General features: G+C 57.0%; 18 protein-coding genes. 8 read left to right on the top strand and 10 right to left on the bottom strand.

Features of this window, described 5'->3' with window-relative positions; genetic code table 11:
• Positions 1–33 precede the first annotated feature (33 nt).
• Positions 34–1269 carry an O-antigen ligase family protein gene (locus tag JHC09_RS16890; RefSeq protein ID WP_199531373.1) on the top strand — a complete coding sequence of 412 codons (1236 nt, stop codon included), beginning with the start codon at positions 34–36 and terminating at the stop codon, positions 1267–1269.
• A 2-nt stretch (positions 1270–1271) separates the two neighbouring features.
• On the opposite strand, the gene JHC09_RS07225 is transcribed toward JHC09_RS16890, so the two are convergent.
• The 8 genes from JHC09_RS07225 to murQ all read right to left on the bottom strand — a co-directional run bounded on the left by JHC09_RS07225 (position 1272) and on the right by murQ (position 9074).
• A complete protein-coding gene (locus tag JHC09_RS07225) occupies positions 1272–2177 on the bottom strand; it encodes an ATP-binding cassette domain-containing protein (RefSeq protein ID WP_199531374.1) in 906 nt (301 codons plus the stop codon).
• Complete coding sequence (locus JHC09_RS07230; protein WP_199531375.1) at positions 2174–2992, bottom strand: ABC transporter ATP-binding protein; 819 nt, start codon at positions 2990–2992, stop codon at positions 2174–2176. Before JHC09_RS07230 ends, JHC09_RS07225 begins: the two co-directional genes overlap by 4 nt.
• The gene (locus tag JHC09_RS07235) at positions 2989–3876 is read right to left on the bottom strand and encodes an ABC transporter permease (protein WP_199531376.1); all 888 of its coding nucleotides are present in this window, start codon (positions 3874–3876) and stop codon (positions 2989–2991) included. Before JHC09_RS07235 ends, JHC09_RS07230 begins: the two co-directional genes overlap by 4 nt.
• 3 nt (positions 3877–3879) lie before the next feature.
• Complete coding sequence (locus JHC09_RS07240) at positions 3880–4857, bottom strand: ABC transporter permease (protein WP_199531377.1); 978 nt, start codon at positions 4855–4857, stop codon at positions 3880–3882.
• Between the two features lie 82 nt (positions 4858–4939).
• Entirely contained in the window at positions 4940–6598 is a 1659-nt protein-coding gene (locus tag JHC09_RS07245; protein ID WP_199531378.1) for an ABC transporter substrate-binding protein, read from the bottom strand.
• Positions 6599–6626: 28 nt separating this feature from the next.
• Complete coding sequence (locus tag JHC09_RS07250) at positions 6627–7652, bottom strand: glycoside hydrolase family 3 protein (RefSeq protein ID WP_199531379.1); 1026 nt, start codon at positions 7650–7652, stop codon at positions 6627–6629.
• 5 nt (positions 7653–7657) lie between these two features.
• A complete protein-coding gene (locus JHC09_RS07255) occupies positions 7658–8146 on the bottom strand; it encodes a GNAT family N-acetyltransferase (protein WP_169194584.1) in 489 nt (162 codons plus the stop codon).
• Position 8147: 1 nt separating this feature from the next.
• Positions 8148–9074, bottom strand: coding sequence for an N-acetylmuramic acid 6-phosphate etherase (murQ, locus tag JHC09_RS07260; protein ID WP_169194585.1), 927 nt, complete (start codon positions 9072–9074; stop codon positions 8148–8150).
• A 110-nt stretch (positions 9075–9184) separates the two neighbouring features.
• Between murQ and JHC09_RS07265 the strand changes: the two genes are divergently transcribed.
• From JHC09_RS07265 to JHC09_RS07295, 7 genes are all read left to right on the top strand, one after another.
• Complete coding sequence (locus JHC09_RS07265; protein WP_199531380.1) at positions 9185–10033, top strand: MurR/RpiR family transcriptional regulator; 849 nt, start codon at positions 9185–9187, stop codon at positions 10031–10033.
• A 143-nt stretch (positions 10034–10176) separates the two neighbouring features.
• Entirely contained in the window at positions 10177–11238 is a 1062-nt protein-coding gene (locus JHC09_RS07270; RefSeq protein WP_199531381.1) for an ABC transporter ATP-binding protein, read from the top strand.
• Positions 11239–11289: 51 nt separating this feature from the next.
• Positions 11290–12531 (top strand): extracellular solute-binding protein, encoded by a 1242-nt coding sequence (locus tag JHC09_RS07275; protein WP_199531382.1) that lies wholly within the window; start codon positions 11290–11292, stop codon positions 12529–12531.
• Positions 12532–12658: 127 nt separating this feature from the next.
• Complete coding sequence (locus tag JHC09_RS07280) at positions 12659–13579, top strand: sugar ABC transporter permease (RefSeq protein WP_169194589.1); 921 nt, start codon at positions 12659–12661, stop codon at positions 13577–13579.
• Entirely contained in the window at positions 13576–14451 is an 876-nt protein-coding gene (locus JHC09_RS07285; protein WP_199531383.1) for a carbohydrate ABC transporter permease, read from the top strand. Before JHC09_RS07280 ends, JHC09_RS07285 begins: the two co-directional genes overlap by 4 nt.
• Positions 14452–15117: an N-acetylmannosamine-6-phosphate 2-epimerase gene (locus JHC09_RS07290; protein ID WP_199531384.1), complete on the top strand. Its 666-nt coding sequence runs from the start codon at positions 14452–14454 to the stop codon at positions 15115–15117.
• Positions 15114–16061 (top strand): BadF/BadG/BcrA/BcrD ATPase family protein, encoded by a 948-nt coding sequence (locus JHC09_RS07295; RefSeq protein ID WP_199531385.1) that lies wholly within the window; start codon positions 15114–15116, stop codon positions 16059–16061. The genes JHC09_RS07290 and JHC09_RS07295 overlap by 4 nt, the downstream gene beginning before the upstream one ends.
• Here the strand turns inward: JHC09_RS07295 and JHC09_RS07300 are convergent.
• Together JHC09_RS07300 and JHC09_RS07305 are read right to left on the bottom strand one after the other, a co-directional pair.
• Positions 16058–16420 carry a hypothetical protein gene (locus tag JHC09_RS07300; protein WP_199531386.1) on the bottom strand — a complete coding sequence of 121 codons (363 nt, stop codon included), beginning with the start codon at positions 16418–16420 and terminating at the stop codon, positions 16058–16060. The genes JHC09_RS07295 and JHC09_RS07300 overlap by 4 nt on opposite strands.
• Positions 16413–17291, bottom strand: a complete 879-nt coding sequence (locus tag JHC09_RS07305) for a hypothetical protein (protein WP_199531387.1) — start codon at positions 17289–17291, stop codon at positions 16413–16415. The genes JHC09_RS07300 and JHC09_RS07305 overlap by 8 nt, the downstream gene beginning before the upstream one ends.
• Positions 17292–17317: the final 26 nt, after the last annotated feature.

The raw sequence follows: 17317 nt of genomic DNA on the forward strand, positions 1-17317 counted from the left end.
GGCCAAACTTGTGCCAAGGGCAGGAGCGTTAAAGTGGCTAGTAGGAGTGTGATGTTGAACCCGAGCTTTATACTGCTCCTTTTGGCGCTAGCAGCAATGCTCTTTGTTGCTCCCTTCAATCCGGAAGTGGGCAATATCGCCTATCTCAGCATCAGTGGACTGGCGCTGCTCCTCACTCTGCCCAAGCTTGCCAGCGAATGGCACAGACCCGTTATCTGGATGCCATTGGTAGCGTTTGCGCTGATCGCCATCGCCTATGGTTTTGGTCACGGCTCCATCGATGGTTTGATCGGCCTGATTTATTTCGCGCCCATCCTGACCATTTTTCCATTGGCGATTGCAGCCCAAAAAGTGCAGTCCGAGCGTTGGCACCTCACTTGGCCGGCGGTGTTGGCGACTATGGGCGCAGCCGCTGCAATGGTGGTAACTATTTCTGATTATCTTCACACGGGTACAATTCGTGCGGGGGAGAGTGTCGCAAATCCAATCCACTTTGCCGATGTTGCCTTGCTCGTGGGTTTTATCCCGATAGTGGCAGTTTTGCTGCGGGCTGATCGTCGACGCTGGTTTTATCTGGGTGGAACTGTTTTTGGTTGCGTCGCGGTGCTCATGTCGGGTTCGCGCGGTGCCATCATCACCATCCCCGCAATGCTCGCAACTGGATACATCGCGGCTGGCGCGCTCAACGTGCTACCTCGACGTGCAGTATTCATCAGCGCCGCCGCTGTGTTCGTAATGGGAGTTGCCGGAATAGCCTTTGGTGGCACACAGGTTTCTGGAATTCAGCGCATACTAGTTGATGTTCAAACCATGCTTGCCAATGGTGTCCCGCCCGGGTCGCAGAATTATGAGCGCGTTCAGATGATCATCGGTGGTTGGGGCGCCTTTCTTGAGCGCCCGATCTTTGGTCATGGTCCGCTCAATTTCCAGGGTGCGGCAGAACGCTTTGGCGATATCCCCTATGCCCCGGTTCCGCATCTCCATAACGACATTATTGACTTCCTCGCCAGCGCGGGTGTCGTCGGTCTTGTTGCCTTCGCACTTCTTATGCTGGCCCCAATTGCAGAAGCCTGGCGTGTCCGCATGACCACTCAAGGTCCTGCACTCATTGCATATGCACTCATGATGGTTTCGGGATATTTCGTAATGGGGCTGACTAATGCCATGTTCGGCATTCTAACCCTCACCAATTACTACGCACTGATCTGCGTGCTGACGGCGATCCTCGCCGAACAAGCAACGCGCGAGGTTTCCCCCGCGCGTTCCTAAACTCACTCCGCCATCGGGCGGATGAAGTGGTTCCCGGCAATCTGGTGAATGTTAACTTGGGGCAAGGCAGAGCGACGACGAATGTCTTCGATCTGCTCTAGCTCACCTGGTTGCGCCGCATCGAAACGTCGGTCCGGGTCCGGCACTGCCGCCAACAAGAGGCGGGTATAGGGGTGCTGCGGATTGGTCAGCACGCTGTCCGTTGCGCCCCATTCAACAATCTGCCCTGCGTACATCACCATGATGTCCTCGGCCACAAAACGGGCAGTGGCGATGTCGTGGGTGATATAAAGAAGAGCGAGATTATCGTTCTTTTTCATATCGTTAAGTAGGTTCAGAACGCCGAGACGCACTGATACGTCGAGCATAGACGTTGGCTCATCCGCGACGATGACCTTGGGGTTCACTGCCAAGGCGCGGGCAATCGAAATACGCTGACGCTGACCGCCCGAAAGCTCGTGCGGATACTTCTTCATCACCAGTTCGGGGTCGAGGCGGACGCGCCGCAGCAGCTCTTCGACCTTCTCTTGGCGCTGCGCCTTATTGAGCTGCTTCTGATGCAGTTTGAGCGGGCGTTCGAGATGATAGAAAATCGTATGCGTTGGGTTCAGCGACGAGAATGGGTCCTGAAACACCATCTGCACCGAAGCGCGATAGTCTTTGAGGGCCTTGGTATTGGCCTTGCCGAGCGGCTGACCATTGAACATCAACTGGCCCTCGTCTGGCGTATACTCTCGCATGATGAGGCGTGCAGCCGTGGTCTTGCCGGAGCCGCTTTCGCCCACCAGGGCGAGGGTGCGACCGGCATGAAGGCCAAAGCTGACCGAGCGTGCGGCATAGACCGGATTGGTGGCCCGACCGAAGACTTTTGAGACATTGTCGAGGGCGAGAACGGGTGACTGGCTCATGCCGATGCCTCCGGGCGGATTTGCTCGCCATGGAGCTTGGGCATCGAGGCCCAGAGTTTCTTGGCGTAGTCGTGCTGGGGCGAATTATAGATCGTCTGGCTGTCGTTGCATTCGACCATCTCGCCATTGAGCATAATGCCAATGCGATCGCTGACCTGCACCATCAGACCCAGGTCATGGGTGATGAACAGGACGGAGAAGCCCAAGCGTTTGCGTAGCACGTCGATGCGCTGGAGGATTTCGCGCTGCACCACCACGTCGAGCGCTGTCGTTGGCTCATCCATGATCAGCAGCTTTGGATTGAGCGACAGGCAGATAGCAATAACAATACGTTGGCGCATGCCGCCCGAACATTGGTGCGGGTATGCGTCGAGACGATCCGGCGAGATGTCGACCAACTTCAACAGTTCTGCTGCCCGCTCATGGGCTTCGACGCGGGTGACCTTGGTGTGAGTTTTCAGCACATCGTAGAACTGGTCTGCGATGGTCAAAACCGGATTGAGCGAGTTCATCGCGCTCTGGAACACCATGGCCACTTCGCGCCAACGGAAGCTTTTTAGCTCCTTGTCGTTGAGCTGCAGCACATCGCGGCCGCCAACGATAATCTCACTGCCCTTACGGATCAGGGCCGGGGGACGGTGCAGACGGCTAATGGCAAAAGCGATCGTGCTCTTGCCGCAGCCGGACTCGCCAGCGAGGCCAAAAAACTCGCCCGGTGCGATGTCGAAGCTGACGTCTTTCACGGCGCTGAAATTCTTGTCCGCGCCGATATAGTCGATGTTTAGGTTGCGAACTGAGAGGACGGGATCGGTCATAGCTTGCCCTCTCCAAGACGGACCATTTTGGTCCAACGTGTCAGCATGCCCCCGGTGCGCAGACGCGGATTGGCGATCTCGTCGATGGCGAAGTTAATGAGCGCCAAGCTGAGGCCAAGCACTGCCAGAGCAAAGCAGGGCGACAGCAGATCCCACCACGCGCCAACCGAGAGCGCTGAAGCGTTCTGCGCGTTGAACAACATGATGCCCCAAGAGACGGTATTCGGATCGCCAAGGCCGAGGAATTCGAGGGTTGCTTCGGTGATGACGGCGTAAATAACCGAGCCGATGAAGTTGATGCCAACAATGGAGATCAGGTTCGGGAATATCTCGAGCGCCATGATACGCCATGCCGGTTCGCCGAGCATTTCGGCAGATTTGACGTAGTCGCGTTGGCGAATGGAAAGGGTTTCCGAACGGGTGACGCGCACGCCCCAGGCCCAAGAGGTGAAGCCTAGGATGAGCGCGATAACCAGTGGGCTCGCCTGGCCAATGAAGGCGGCCAGAACCAGCAGCAGTGGCAGGTTCGGGACGACGAGGACCATGTTGGTGAAGAAGTTGATCACTTCATCGACCACACCGCCTTTATATCCCGCAACAATGCCCAGAACGGTGCCGATTACGGTGATGAGCAGACCCGCGCCAAAGCCCACGGCGAGCGAAACGCGGGCGCCATAGATCAGGCGGGTGAACACGTCATGCCCAAGGCGGGTTGTGCCCAGCCAGTGGTCCGCAGAAGGCGGCTGGTGCGGACGGCCAACGCGCTGGGTTGGGCTGTATTCCGTCAGGAACGGCGCAAAGATCGCGACAAGGATGATCAGAAACAGCAGCGAAAGCCCAATCACGGCTTTCTTGTTGTGTTTGAGTTGGTTGAGCAGGTCCATGACTTACGCCTTCTTCAAGCGCGGATCGAGCAGGACATAGCTCAGATCGACGACAAAATTGGAGACCAGCATTGCGGCGGTCATGATCAGCAACTGCCCTTGGATGACAGGATAGTCGCGAGCCAGAATTGCTTGGTAGAGCGTGTTGCCGAGGCCGGGGTAGTTGAACACCACCTCCACCACCAGCGCGCCACCGAGCACAGTCCCGAGCGCAATGGCAAGGCTCGACACGGTCGGCAGGAGCGCGTTACGCGCCGCGTACCAGATCATGACGCGATTGTCGGACAGGCCCTTTGCGCGACCCATGACGATGTAATCTTCACCGAGCAGATTGATCATATTGTTGCGCATGGTCACGGCGAAGCCGCCGGTCATGACAAACAGCATGGTCAGCAGCGGCAGCGTTCCGTGCCGAATGACGCTCCAGATATACTCGCCGCTGAAGGCGGGATCGAGCATAGGGTCTGCAGCATAGCCATTGGGGAACCACGTGAGCGTGTAGCCAAAGATGAACAGCATCACCAGCGACACCACAACGGCCGGAACCGAGCTGGCGAAAATCGCCAGCAGGGACACAAAGGAGTCGAATATCGTGCCACGACGCCAGGCGGCCATAACGCCGAGGAAAGTGCCCAGCGCGAACGACAAAATGGTGGCGAGGCCCATTAGCCCAAGCGTCCAGACCAGAGCGCGCATCAGCAGCTCGGTCACGGGCAGGGGGAAGAACTTGATTGAGCGGCCGAGATCGCCGGTGAACACGCTCTTGAGATAGGCCAGATATTGCTCGCCAATCGGCGCATCGATGAAGCCAAATGTCAGCTTCAGAGCGTTCAGATTTTCGAGGCTGAGTTCAGAACCCGCGCTCGCAAACATGATCTGGATAGGATCGCCGGGCATAAGGCGCGGCAGGAAGAAATTGATTGTCGCAGCAACGATAAAGGCGGCGAAATAGAATGCGAGGCGCCGAAGCAGGAAAGCCATCAGCTGTAATCCCTTCTCTGTCCCGCGCGTACCGCCGCGGGGTGGGGAGAGCGTTGTTCAACGCCCTCCCTTTTAGTGGTGATTACTGAGCGACGGGGTCGAGGTCGAGCAGCTGCAGAACACGCGCCGGATTGGCGTTCGAGACAACAGGCGAGTACTTCGGATTTTCGGCATCTGCCCAACCCGTGAAGCGCTTGGTGTTGTATTCGTAGAACGACGGGCTGTTGTAGAGCGGCACGATTGGCAGGGCTTCAGCGATGATCAGCTGAATCTTGTCCATCGCAGTCTTACGCGCAGACGGGTCCTTGCTCTGCTTGTATTCAGACAGGAGCTTGGACACTTCTTCGCTCGACCAGTGTGGCGCGGTGAAGCGCGACTTGCCGAAATCGTCCGGGTTGTACGAACGGATGTATGGGAAGTACGGATCAGCGGCAGAAGCCAGCGCGTTCAGCGTCATCGAGTATTCACCCGAGATCAGCGCCGAGGTCCACACTGCGGCTTCTGGCGTGCTCATTTTCACGTTGAGGCCAGCCTGCTGCATGGTCTCCATAGAGATCTGCACGGCATCGATCCAGTCGGTCCAACCGTTTGGAACCATGAAGTCGATTTCGAGCTTGGAGCCATCCGGATTGTCACGGAAGCCATCCTTGTCGGCGTCGACATAACCAGCTTCGTCCAGAAGAGCGACGCCAGCCTCATAGTTGAATTCGCCATACTGGCCGAACTGTGCCTTCACTTCGGGATTGCCGAAGGAAGCATAGAGTTCGCCTAGGCCCGATGGATCGCCATTGACCAGCGGGTAGCCATAGCCAGCGATGTCGACAATGGTCTGACGGTCAATGATCATGCTCAGCGCACGACGGAAGTTGACGTCGGTGTAAGCCTTACGAGCGTTCTCGTCCGGCGACACCTGGCTCATTTGCAGCGAGACGAGGCTCGATGGGGTGAACCAATATTTGTGGTGTTCCGGGTCCTTGGCAACAAAGGTGTTGTCGATGTCCGGTATGAAGCTGGTTGCCCAGTCGAGCGACCCTTCAGCGAGAGCCGCGAGAACCTGCGGGTTGTCGGCCAGCTGCGGCATGCGCAGGCAGTCAACGGCAAGGTTGTCATTGTCCCAATAGTGCGGGTTACGGCACTGTTCGTAGACGTTCGGGGTGAAACGGGTGATTTCGGTCATTGGACCGGAAGCCACGGGGGTTTCATTGGCGAAGGTCACCGGATCTTCAATAGATGCCCAGATGTGTTCTGGCACGATCGGCATGTCGACGATGGTGTTGGCGATCAGCGAGTTGGCTTCCTTGAGGTTGAAGCGAACGGTGCGATCATCGACCTTTTCAACCGAGTTCAGCTGCTGGGTGACCGATATAAAATCGAGAGCCGGGAACTTGGCGATATAGTCATAGGTGAAGATGATGTCGTCAGCAGTGAGGGCTTCACCGTCCGACCACTTGAGGCCTTCACGCAAGGTGAAGGTTATCGACATCAGATCGTCAGCCAGCTCAAAGCTTTCGGCAAGACGGAAGTGCGGCTCGTTGCCGTTAAGGCGATTAAACACCACCAACGGCTCATACATGAAGTGGAGCGTGGTGAAGCGGGCAGATGTCTGACCGAATGGATTGAAGTTGCGAACAAAGGTTGTCGTCTGTTCCGACGAGATGGTCAGCACGTTCTGCGCAAAAGCAGGCGCAGCCATGGTCAACACTGCTGCGGACGTTGCCGCGAGAAGCATGAGCTTCTTCATTTTCAGTCTCCTTGTTTGGCGGCTCGCTTTAGGCGATGCCACTCTCCCTGAAAATTTCTTCAACCTCGGCATGGAGCGCTTGTACGTCCACGCGAGTAGTCCCCAGTCTGGCTTCGGCGCGAGCAATGCGCTTCAGACTTACCTCGCTCAACGGACGAGCAGCTTTGCATGCAGCTTCGCTTTGAGAAAGGTCGCCCTGACTGTGAAGGGCGATATCGTAACCGGCATTGAGCGCGGCAGTGACGCGACTGTCCCATGTGCCCGAGAGGGCGTCCATGGTGAGGCAGTCGGTGGTCAGAACGCCGTCATAGCCGAGAGTATTGCGGATGAGATCACAGACTTTCGGCGAGATTGACGCCGGTAGCTCTGGGTCAATCTTGGTGAAAATCAGATGCGCGACCATGGCCCAAGGCGTGTCCTTGAGGCGCATGAAGGGCAGGAAGTCTGTACCCATGAGATCGGCCACATCGGCATGCACCACGGGAAGATCGTGGTGTGGATCGACCTCAACACGGCCATAGCCGGGGACATGTTTCATGATCGGCATAGAGCCAGTTTCGAGCAGGGCATCGATGGCAACGCGCCCAAGAGTGGCGACCATTTCCGGATCGGAGCTGAACGTGCGTGAGGAAATGATGGCGTGCGTTCCGGCGCGGGCGAGGTCGACCACGGGGGCCGTTCCGGAGCCGATATGCATTTCACTCATCATCGAGCCCATCGCAAGATGGGATTGACGCAGCGCATGCTTGGCAAGGTCCAAATCTATTTTTGCCAACTGGCCGAAATGACCAAGCGGGCGGAATAGGGGCCAGTTGCCATTGTCGAGGCGCTGCACGCGCCCGCCTTCCTGATCGATATAGACCGGAGCATTGTCGCGCCCAACAGCTTCGCGGAACTGGGCGACGAGGCGGCGAACCTGGTCATTGTTCTGTACATTGCGCTTGAACAGAAACAGGCCAAACGGGTTGGCATCTTTGAAAAACGCGACCTCATTTTCCGACAACTCAGGGCTGGGCATGCCAACGAAAAGTGCGAGTGGAGTTGAGGTCGACATAGATACTAGTCCTCGACGAGCGGCTTCTTAATCCGAAGCAGCCCTTGGTAAATGTCTTCGTTGTCAGAGGGGATGGGTAGGGCGCCTACCGCATTTTTATAGAAATCGATCGGTCCAGCCGAGCCAATCACCGCATAGGCGTAGCCTTGGGCTTTCATGGCGACGAGTGTGCGATGGAATAGCGCGAGGCCAATGCCTTTGCCGCGCTGGCTTTCGTCAACGCCGGTTGGCCCAAAAAAGCCCTTGGCGGTCGCATCGTAGCAAGCAAAGCCGACGAGCTTGCCGTCAACAATAGCTACGAGGCACCCTGGCGGCTGATGCGCCATGGCCACTGTCAGTTCACTGACCCAGTATTCAGAAAAATGCTCACGCACCCAATTCTGAATAATATGCATTTCCGGGGGCAGGGCGACCCGAATGGTCGCCTCCACACCCGTAGTGCGCTCGCCAAGCTCTTCTAGTTTGCGACTATAGAGGTTGACCAGAAGGTCCATTTCAGTCCGCCTTGTTCTCGCTGACAGCGCGACGAAGGAAGCCATCTGCACTTGTCAGAGCAGTTGTCGCCGCATCCTTATCGAGGCCAGTAAGGGCCATGAGAATAGCGAGCTTAACGTTATTGCCTGAACGGTCGAGATAAATTTCAGCTTCGGCAGTATCGAGGCCGGTCACTTCACCGATGATGCGCACCGCACGGGCGGCCAGCTTTTCATTGCTCACTGACACGTCGACCATGAGGTTTTCATAGGACTTGCCGATACGGATCATGCTGGCGGTTGTCAGCATGTTGAGCACGAGCTTCTGCGCGGTGCCCGACTTGAGACGGGTCGAACCGGTCAATGATTCTGGGCCAACCAGCGGCGAGATCGCGATGTCAGCCATGTTGGCGATTGGCGAATTCGGATTGCAGGTGAGCGAAACGGTTACGGCACCGAGCGACTTGGCATAATCCAGCGCGCCGATGACATAAGGGGTACGGCCGCTGACGGCGATGCCGACTACAACATCATTGGCAGTGGCGTTCACACGAACGAGATCGCGCTGACCTTCGCTGCGATCGTCTTCCGCGCCTTCGATGGGATAACGCAGGGCAGTGTCACCACCCGCGATAATGCCAACCACCATAGTGTCCGGCACGCCGAAGGTTGGTGGACATTCAGAGGCGTCGAGAACACCAAGACGGCCCGAAGTGCCTGCGCCCATATAGATCAGGCGCCCGCCCTTGCGGAACGCATCAACAATGCGATCAACGGCTTGGGCGATCTGTGGGAGTTCGTGTCGTACAGCTTCCGCAACCTTTGCGTCCTGCGCGTTCATCGCGGCAAGAATCTGCTCGGTCGACATCAAGTCGATCTGCATGGTTTCCGGATTGCGAGCTTCCGACACGAGGTGCTCAAGTTCTGCAATTAGGGTGCTTTTGGACATCGTGCCTTCACTCATGGATTGATTTGATGCTAGGAGCGAATATTCCGGCTGTCAATCAAACTTGGAATTATGTATTCCATATGTGGAAACGATGATCGTGGGGAGCGAGCATGTCAGTTCTCAGGTTGTTAAGTGCCCATTTGGACACGTTAACGCAGGCTGATCGGCAGATCGCACAATTCATTATAGACCAGCCTGAACAGATGTTGGCGCTATCCTCTTCAGGCTTAGCGGAGGCAACGGGGCGTAGCCAATCGGCGGTCGTCAAGTTCAGCCAGAAGCTCGGCTATTCCGGTTATCAGCAGCTCAAGTTGGCGGTGAACAAAGCCAAGGCGATGGAATGGCAGGCGCCCGGTGGCGTCATCCACGGTTCGATCGATTCTGCCGATAACTACATGACTATTTTGCAGAAGCTGATCGGCTCTAAGCTTCTGTCTATGCGTGAAACCACAGCCGCAAACTCCGAGCAAACCATTGATTTGGCGCTTGAGGCTTTGCATGGCGCCAACCGCATTCAACTCAGCGGTGTTGGCGCGTCCTCCCTTGTGGCGCGGGACTTTTCTTACAAGCTGATGAAGCTTGGACGTGTCGTTATGCTCGACAACGACACCCATATTCAGCTTGTGAACGCGGCCAATCTCACAAAGGACGATGTCTTTGTGGCGCTATCCCATTCCGGCCGTAGCTTGGAAACACTGCGCACGGCGGAAGTTGCCAAGAAACGCGGTGCAACGGTCATTTCGGTGACCGGCCTGCAGCCGAACCCACTGATCGATCTGGCCGATATTCACCTCTTTACGGTGGGTGATGAAGAACGCGTGCGCTCGTCAGCGATAACCTCGCGCGACGCCCAATTCATTCTCACAGATATGCTTTTCATCCTGCTGTTACGCCGCCAGCCAGGATCGACCGATTACATTCTGGGCAGCGAGTCAGCCGTGACGATCCTTAAAGTCTGAACTGTCGGAATTCGTCGTCTGAGTTGTAATTTTATATTCTTGACACATGTGGGTTTGTGGAATTTACTATTCCAAGATCACATGTCCTAAGTAGGACGTTGAAAGACCCGGGAAGTCTTTCTGAGGTGTAGGGGAGATTTAACGTGGCTCAACTTTCGCTACGTGGCATCAAGAAAAGCTTCCGAAGCGTTGACGTCTTGCATGGCGTCGATCTTGAAATTGGCGACAAAGAATTTGTCGTCTTTGTTGGCCCCTCAGGCTGCGGTAAGTCGACACTCCTGCGTTTGATCGCTGGTCTCGATCCGCTCACCGGTGGCGACTTCTATCTCAACGGTCAGTTGATGAATGACGTGCCCCCGTCCAAGCGCGGCATCGCCATGGTGTTCCAGTCCTATGCGCTCTACCCGCATATGGATGTTTACGAGAACATGGCCTTTGGCGCGCGCCTCATGGGGCTAAGCAAAGAAGAAGTCGAAAGCCGTATTGCTGAAGCTGCCCGCATGCTGCGCCTTGAGCCGCTCTTGAAGCGTAGGCCGCGCGAACTCTCGGGTGGTCAGCGTCAGCGCGTCGCTATTGGTCGCGCCTTGGTGCGTAAGCCAAGCGTCTTCCTGCTCGATGAGCCACTTTCTAACCTTGACGCGGCGCTGCGCTCCGAAGTTCGCCTCGAGATCGCTCGTCTACATCGCCAGATTGGCGGCACAATGATTTACGTGACCCACGATCAGGTTGAAGCGATGACGCTCGCCGATAAGATCGTGGTCATGAACGCCGGTCGTATCGAACAAGTCGGCTCCCCGCGCGAGCTATATGAAACTCCAGCCAATACCTTCGTTGCGACCTTTATCGGTTCCCCGCGCATGACCTTAGTGGATGTTGTGCGGGACGGGGATAAGCTTGAGCTTGCCGGCAATGGCGGTTCCGTCTTCGTTGGAGCGCTGCCAGAGGGCAATACATTCAAGTTGGGCCTGCGCTCTGACGCAGTTACTCTCAGCCGCGATATCACCTCGGGAGGCTTTGCTGCCCACGTGGTTTACACCGAATACCTAGGCGACAACGCCTATGTTTATGTCCGCCTAGCTGATGGCACGCTTCTGGCTGCCCGCACTGGCCCGGATGACCTGTACGAACCTGACACCGCCGTGACTGTTTCGGTTGTAGCCGGTTCTGCACATCTGTTTTCTGCCGAGGATGGTCGGAGGCTCTAGCCCCCGACCACAGAATTTTCAGTAGGTCAATTTCAAGAGGAGGGAAAACTCATGAAGACCAATATGCTCCGCATCGGTTCGGCACTTGCCGCCATGTTGATTGCTGCCCCATCTTTCGCTCAGGAACTCAGCTTCTGGTCGTGGCGTCAGGAAGACAAGGCTGCGTACGAAGGCTTTATCAAGACCTTCGAAGCAGCCAACCCAGGCATCACCGTCAAGTTCGAAACTTTCGAAGCAACGAACTACAACACCATTCTCGCCACCGCTCTGGCTGGCGGCACCGGTCCTGATATTGCTCAGGTTCGTGCCTATGGTGGCCTCGAAAACCTCGCCGTAGGTGGCTATCTTGAGCCGCTGACCGTTGAGAACGTTCCTGCGATTGCCAACTTCAATCCAGCCGCTCTCAAGGCTGAATCGATGCGCGCTGACGGCACTCTGTATGCGATCCCATTCGCATCGCAGACCCAGCTCGTCATCTACAACAAGGCGATCTTCGACCAGCACGGCATTGCTGAGCCGACCACTTGGGAAGAGCTGATTGCCGCTTCGCAAAAGCTCAAGGACGCTGGTGTTATTCCATTCGCCAACGGCACCGCAACTGCTTGGCAGAACGAAACCGTCACATTCGGTCTTGGTTCGACCCTGTTCGGTCGCGCTTTCTATGACGAGCTGGTCGCTGGTACTACCGATTTCAACGATCCACGCTTCACTGGCGCGCTCGGCGATATCGCAGCCCTCGCTAAGGATTACTTCCCAGAAGGCTTCATCGGTCTCGACTATCCGTCGATGCAGCAGCTCTTCGCTTCGGGCATGGCGGCAATGTTCGTCGGTGGTTCGTATGAACTCTCGACCTTCAAGACCATGAACCCAGACATCCAGACCGGCATGTTCGCCGCTCCGGGCAAGGCCGCTGACGACGAAAAGCTCGTCGCCATTTACTTCGACGGTGGCTATGCCATCAACGAAGCTGGCAAGAACAAGGAAGCATCCTTCAAGTTCCTCAACTACCTCGCTTCGACCGAATTCGGTCAGGCTATGGCTGATGAGCTGAAGACCCTTTCGGCTGTTCCAGGCGTGAAGTTCGAAACCGAAGATCTGGCTGAAATCAACGAGCTTAACCAGAACTCGATTCCTTACCTGATGCTGGCACACTTCCGCTTTGGCGAACCTTCGGGTTCGGTCCTGATCCAGGGCGAAATGCAGAAGCTGTTCTCGGGCGAAACCACTCCGGAAGCTATTGGTGAAGCGCTCACCACCGGTCTGGCTGCTTGGTATGAACCGTTCAAGAAGTAACTCTTGATCCCTCGCACCGAGGCTGTGCCTCGGTGCATCGGCATGCACCTGCCCTTCCTCTCCCGCTGGTCGGGGGAGGCAAGGCCAGCGCATAGAGCCTGACTATTAAGCCCAAGCGAGCACCAAAATGCCTCAACTCCGTATGACCGGTCGCGGTCTCTGGATCACCATGCTGATTGTGCCGCCGCTGGCTTTCGTGGCGCTCTTTATCGTCTATCCAATTCTGTCCGCCTTCGCCTATTCCTTCTTTGATTGGCAGGGGCTGAAGCGCGGCGACTTCGTTGGTCTTGAGAACTTCCACACGGTGCTCTTCGTCGAGCCTTACCGCAGCTGGACAATGAATGCCTTCAAGAACAACGTCATAGTATTCTTCGCGCTGATGGTGCTGCAGAACGGCTTGGGCTTCATCCTCGCCTATGCGCTATGGCGTGAACTGCCCGGCGCCCGCTTCCACCGGATCGCCGTCTTCCTGCCCGTGGTGCTCTCGACCATTATCGTGGCTTACCTCTTCAAGCTCTTCTACCATCCAATGTTCGGCGTGGTGAATTTGACGCTGAAGTCGGTAGGATTGGGCTGGTTGGCACAACCCTGGCTCGGCCAGTCGGGCACGGCCCTGTGGTCGATCATTGTCGCGCAGGCATGGCATATGGTTGGTTTCCCAACGCTCGTCTTCCTTGCGGGCATGCAGCGCATTCCGGGCGAAATCCTTGACGCCGTCCGCATGGAAACCGAGAGCGAATGGGTGAAGATCACCAAGGTCGTGTGGCCGCTGGTCGCGCCATCCGCGACAATCGTTTTCACCTTGCTCTTCGTGGGCGCATTCAACTGGTTCGAGCTGCCCTACATCATGGCAGGCCTTGATGGGTCGCCGTTCGGTTCCTCGGACGTGCTCGGCCTCTACTTCTACCGAACCGCCTTCGGCAACGTCTCTGCCGGTCAACAGGACTTTGGCCTTGGCAGTGCGCTGGCTGTGCTCATCTTCGTCTTTATTGCGGTCGTGGCTGCTGTCATCACCACCCGCCTGCGCGCTCGTGAGATCCAGATATGACCTCTGCTTCCGCTGCTGCCGATAACAAATTCTATCAGCGTAAGGGCCTGCTCGGCACCTTGGGGCGTGATGGTCTGTTGCAGGTCATTCTGATCGCCAACACCATCATCATGCTCGGGCCGATCGTCATCATGGTCTTTTCGGCGTTTAAGACGACGCCGGAAATCTTCAAGTCGCCTTATGCTCTGCCGGACTTTGGGCAGATCGCCAACTTTATGAAGATTTGGACGCAGACCAATTTCCTGCGCTATCTGATGAACTCGTTCATCGTCACCGGCTCGTCCATGGCGCTGATTCTGACGCTCGGCACTATGGCCGCTTATGCGCTGGGGCGTTATCAGTTCAAAGGCTTGACCTTTATTCTGATGTTTTTCCTCGCGGGTCTGACCCTGCCGCTGAAGCTAGCGATCATTCCGCTTTTCATGCTTTTGCGTGATCTGCAGATCCTCAACAATCAGCTCTCACTGATCTTCGTCTATACGGCGATGGGCCTGCCGACGACAATTTTCATAATGACCGGCTTCATCCGTACTCTGCCCAATGAGCTGGAAGACGCCGCCCGTATGGATGGCGCATCGGAAGCGCGGATCATGTGGTCGATCATGCTGCCTCTGGTGCGTCCGGCAATGGTGATCGCTGCCATTCAGAACGTCGTGCCAATCTGGAATGACTTCTTCTTCCCGCTGGTCTTTATCCAGAATGACGATCTGAAAACCCTGCCGCAGGGTCTCACCACCTTTATGGGCGAGTACACGACCGATTGGGGCGTGCTCTTTGCGGGGCTGACTCTCTCCGCTGCGCCGATCATTCTGATCTACATCATTCTGTCCAAGCAGTTCATCGCTGGCATGACTTCAGGCGCGGTTAAATAAGTGCACCTACCAAAAGGCCTCATCGTTTCTTGCCAGGCGCGTGCGGATAATCCGCTTCACGGGCCTCACTTCATGGGCGCTATGGCGCTTGCTGCTCGCGACGGTGGTGCTGTCGCGGTGCGAGCCAATGGCCCGGCCGATATTGCGGCTGTCAAAGCTGCGGGTCTGCCGGTGATCGGCATTCACAAAGTGTTTGCAGACGACCGCCCGGTCTACATCACTCCTAACTTCGAGGCCGCTGCGGCTATCGTTGCGGCAGGGGCGGAGGTGGTGGCGCTCGATTGTACCGAGCGCCCGCGTCATGGCGAACATCCTAGTGTTCTCATCCGTCGAATTCGGGACGAGTTAGGTGCCGAGGTCTTTGCCGATATTTCCACGGTGGATGAGGGACTGAAAGCCGCAGATTGGGGGGCGACTTATCTCGCCACCACGCTTTCTGGTTACACCGAATACACCCAGCCTAAGCCAACTGAGCCAGACTATCTGCTGCTCGAAACATTAGCGGCCCAGCAAACGCTTCCGGTGATTGCCGAGGGGCGCTACAACACACCTGACCTCGTTCAGCGCGCCTTTAGCGCTGGCGCTCACGCAGTTGTTGTCGGCACCATGATTACCAATCCGCGCGAAATTACCCGAGCCTTTGTTTCCCAAGGCGTCCCCAAATGAGCACTGCGGTGCACCTCGGGCTTGATATTGGCGGCACGGCAAGCCGCTGGGTTGCCGTGAATGAAACCGGTGTTGAAGTAGCGCAGGGCAAAACTTCCGGTGCAACGGCGCATCTGTTCAACCCAGCTGAAAAGCTACGGATCACGGCCGCCTTTGAAGCTATCGCTGCCGAGGTGTTGGCTGCTGGATATGCGGTTCAGTCGCTGACGGTCGGTATGACCGGCTTTGGCTCGGCAGTGCGCGACGATATGCTGGTGCTGGTCTCTGGCATTTTTGCGCTGCCCAGCGACGCTATAGTGCTGATCGACGATATTGTGCTGGCCTATATGGGTGCTTTCGCGCCGGGTGAGGGGCACCTCATCTCTGCCGGCACCGGCTCGATTGGGGTGCATATTGCGGCAGGTGACGCACCCAATATTCGCGTTGGTGGCCGAGGCATCCTCATCGATGATGGCGGGTCGGGCAGCTGGATTGCACTACGTGCGCTTGATGCGCTCTATCGCCAGATCGACCGGCTCGGTCCTACGGCTGAAGCGAGCCCGCTTGGTAAACACATGTTCGAGCTTGTAGGCGGGCAGGGCTGGGAGTTTGTTCGCAGCTTTGTCTATGCTGGGGACCGTGGCCGGATTGGCCAATTGGCCGTCGGCGTGGTGCGGGCGGCCGATGAGGGCGATGAGATTGCACGGGGTATTCTCGTGCGAGCTGGGCAAGAACTTGCCGCTTTGGGCGAGGCGCTTATTTCGCGGGTCGGCACTAAGCCGGTGGGCTATATCGGCGGCGTACTTAATCTGCACCCGATCATTTTCGACACCATCCGCGCCTCACTGCGCGGTTCCGATGTCACGCGTCTTGAGACCAATGCGGCTTTGACGGCGGCGCGGCTGCAGTCAAGTGGTGAAGCTGCGTGGAAAGCGACGCTAACGCATAAGCCGACGCTCGGTTAGCCCCAAGGCCCCGGCGTGGCAGTGCTTATTGGTGCACCTTGCGGCACGGCGACAACGCTGACGGCGCAAATGGCATTTCGGCCGACATCAGCGAGCATAAAGAACTCGGCCATTTGCGAGCGCAATTGCTCGTCGCCCTGGCCGAGGTTTTCGATAATGGTGAGGATCGAACGGCCATAGCCATTGGCGGTGAGAAGTGCTGCGAGCTTTTGGCTATCGCTGCTCTCGCCAAGGGCAAGGATCAGGCGCGTGCCCGGTGCGACCGCGCTGAGGGCTGTTTCTACATCTTGGTCGCGGAGATCCAAGGTTTTCACCTCATCCAGGTCCCACTTGAGCTTTGCGGCCGCGTGTTCAAACAAGACCCGACTCCCGGGCAGAAGCAATGATTGCATCGCTAGCGCTGTCGATCATCAGCACAGAATGAGGCGCGAGACGAAGGGCAGGGACATATGCCGAGCTGGCCGCTTGGGCGAGCTTTTGTAGCGCGGATGCCGGCAGACCGTCTTTGGGAAGGCTCAGCGCAAAGCTGGTGCCTCCGCCGAGCAGGCCAATGCGACCCAAGCGCGGAGACTTTGTAGACGCTGTCTTGTTGGAATATGGCACGAAGAGATCGCTGGCGCAGGCCTCGGGGCCGAGTGCGGCGAGGGCGCTGAGAAGAGCCAGAGTTGTCGACACCGCAGTATCGAAATCGACGGTTTGCGGTTTGCCGCCGCCAATGGTGACGGCCCAGAGATCATTACCTTGTGCCGTCACGCACACATCTGCATCGAGACCATCGAGTGTGATGGCACCCCTGCCATCAACGATGAGGTGAACCGTATTGCCGAGGCGGGCGGCGAGAGGCGCAGTGCGCTCTTTTAAAAGTGTGACGAGACGGGCAGTGGCTGGGTCTTCAGTTGGGTCGAGCCCGAATAGGGGACTATGGTCGACGAAGAATGCTGGTTCGACCTCGGCGGTTGCCACAATTGCATCGCGTATAGCGGGGGTGAAAACCTCTGGCGAGATGCTGGAAACCTCTAAAGTGCCGCGCGAACAGATGCCAACGCGGGCGGCGCCTAGGGGGAGCAAAATCTCGCTGAGCTTTGAGAGCTGTACTGGCGTAAGTACGCGGCTGGAAATGGGCAGGCGGAACAGCAGCCCTTCGGTCGTGACCAAGGGTTTGAAAATGCTCGGATAGGCGCCACGTTGGCGTGCATCTTCTGGGCTGGTGATAAGTTCGCTAATGGCCATGGGCGCGTCATAGCAAGCTTATTCGG

This window comes from Devosia sp. MC532 (genome assembly GCF_016461625.1).
GTDB lineage: Bacteria > Pseudomonadota > Alphaproteobacteria > Rhizobiales > Devosiaceae > Devosia.

Coding starts and splice junctions, on each gene's coding strand:
- JHC09_RS07275 (WP_199531382.1), top strand. CDS start 11,290: ATGAAGACCAATATGCTCCGCATCGGTTCGGCACTTGCCGCCATGTTG.
- JHC09_RS07250 (WP_199531379.1), bottom strand. CDS start 7,652: ATGTCGACCTCAACTCCACTCGCACTTTTCGTTGGCATGCCCAGCCCT.
- JHC09_RS07245 (WP_199531378.1), bottom strand. CDS start 6,598: ATGAAGAAGCTCATGCTTCTCGCGGCAACGTCCGCAGCAGTGTTGACC.
- JHC09_RS07255 (WP_169194584.1), bottom strand. CDS start 8,146: ATGGACCTTCTGGTCAACCTCTATAGTCGCAAACTAGAAGAGCTTGGC.
- JHC09_RS07295 (WP_199531385.1), top strand. CDS start 15,114: ATGAGCACTGCGGTGCACCTCGGGCTTGATATTGGCGGCACGGCAAGC.
- JHC09_RS07285 (WP_199531383.1), top strand. CDS start 13,576: ATGACCTCTGCTTCCGCTGCTGCCGATAACAAATTCTATCAGCGTAAG.
- murQ (WP_169194585.1), bottom strand. CDS start 9,074: ATGTCCAAAAGCACCCTAATTGCAGAACTTGAGCACCTCGTGTCGGAA.
- JHC09_RS07225 (WP_199531374.1), bottom strand. CDS start 2,177: ATGAGCCAGTCACCCGTTCTCGCCCTCGACAATGTCTCAAAAGTCTTC.
- JHC09_RS07235 (WP_199531376.1), bottom strand. CDS start 3,876: ATGGACCTGCTCAACCAACTCAAACACAACAAGAAAGCCGTGATTGGG.
- JHC09_RS07305 (WP_199531387.1), bottom strand. CDS start 17,291: ATGGCCATTAGCGAACTTATCACCAGCCCAGAAGATGCACGCCAACGT.
- JHC09_RS07280 (WP_169194589.1), top strand. CDS start 12,659: ATGCCTCAACTCCGTATGACCGGTCGCGGTCTCTGGATCACCATGCTG.
- JHC09_RS07230 (WP_199531375.1), bottom strand. CDS start 2,992: ATGACCGATCCCGTCCTCTCAGTTCGCAACCTAAACATCGACTATATC.
- JHC09_RS07240 (WP_199531377.1), bottom strand. CDS start 4,857: ATGGCTTTCCTGCTTCGGCGCCTCGCATTCTATTTCGCCGCCTTTATC.
- JHC09_RS07265 (WP_199531380.1), top strand. CDS start 9,185: ATGTCAGTTCTCAGGTTGTTAAGTGCCCATTTGGACACGTTAACGCAG.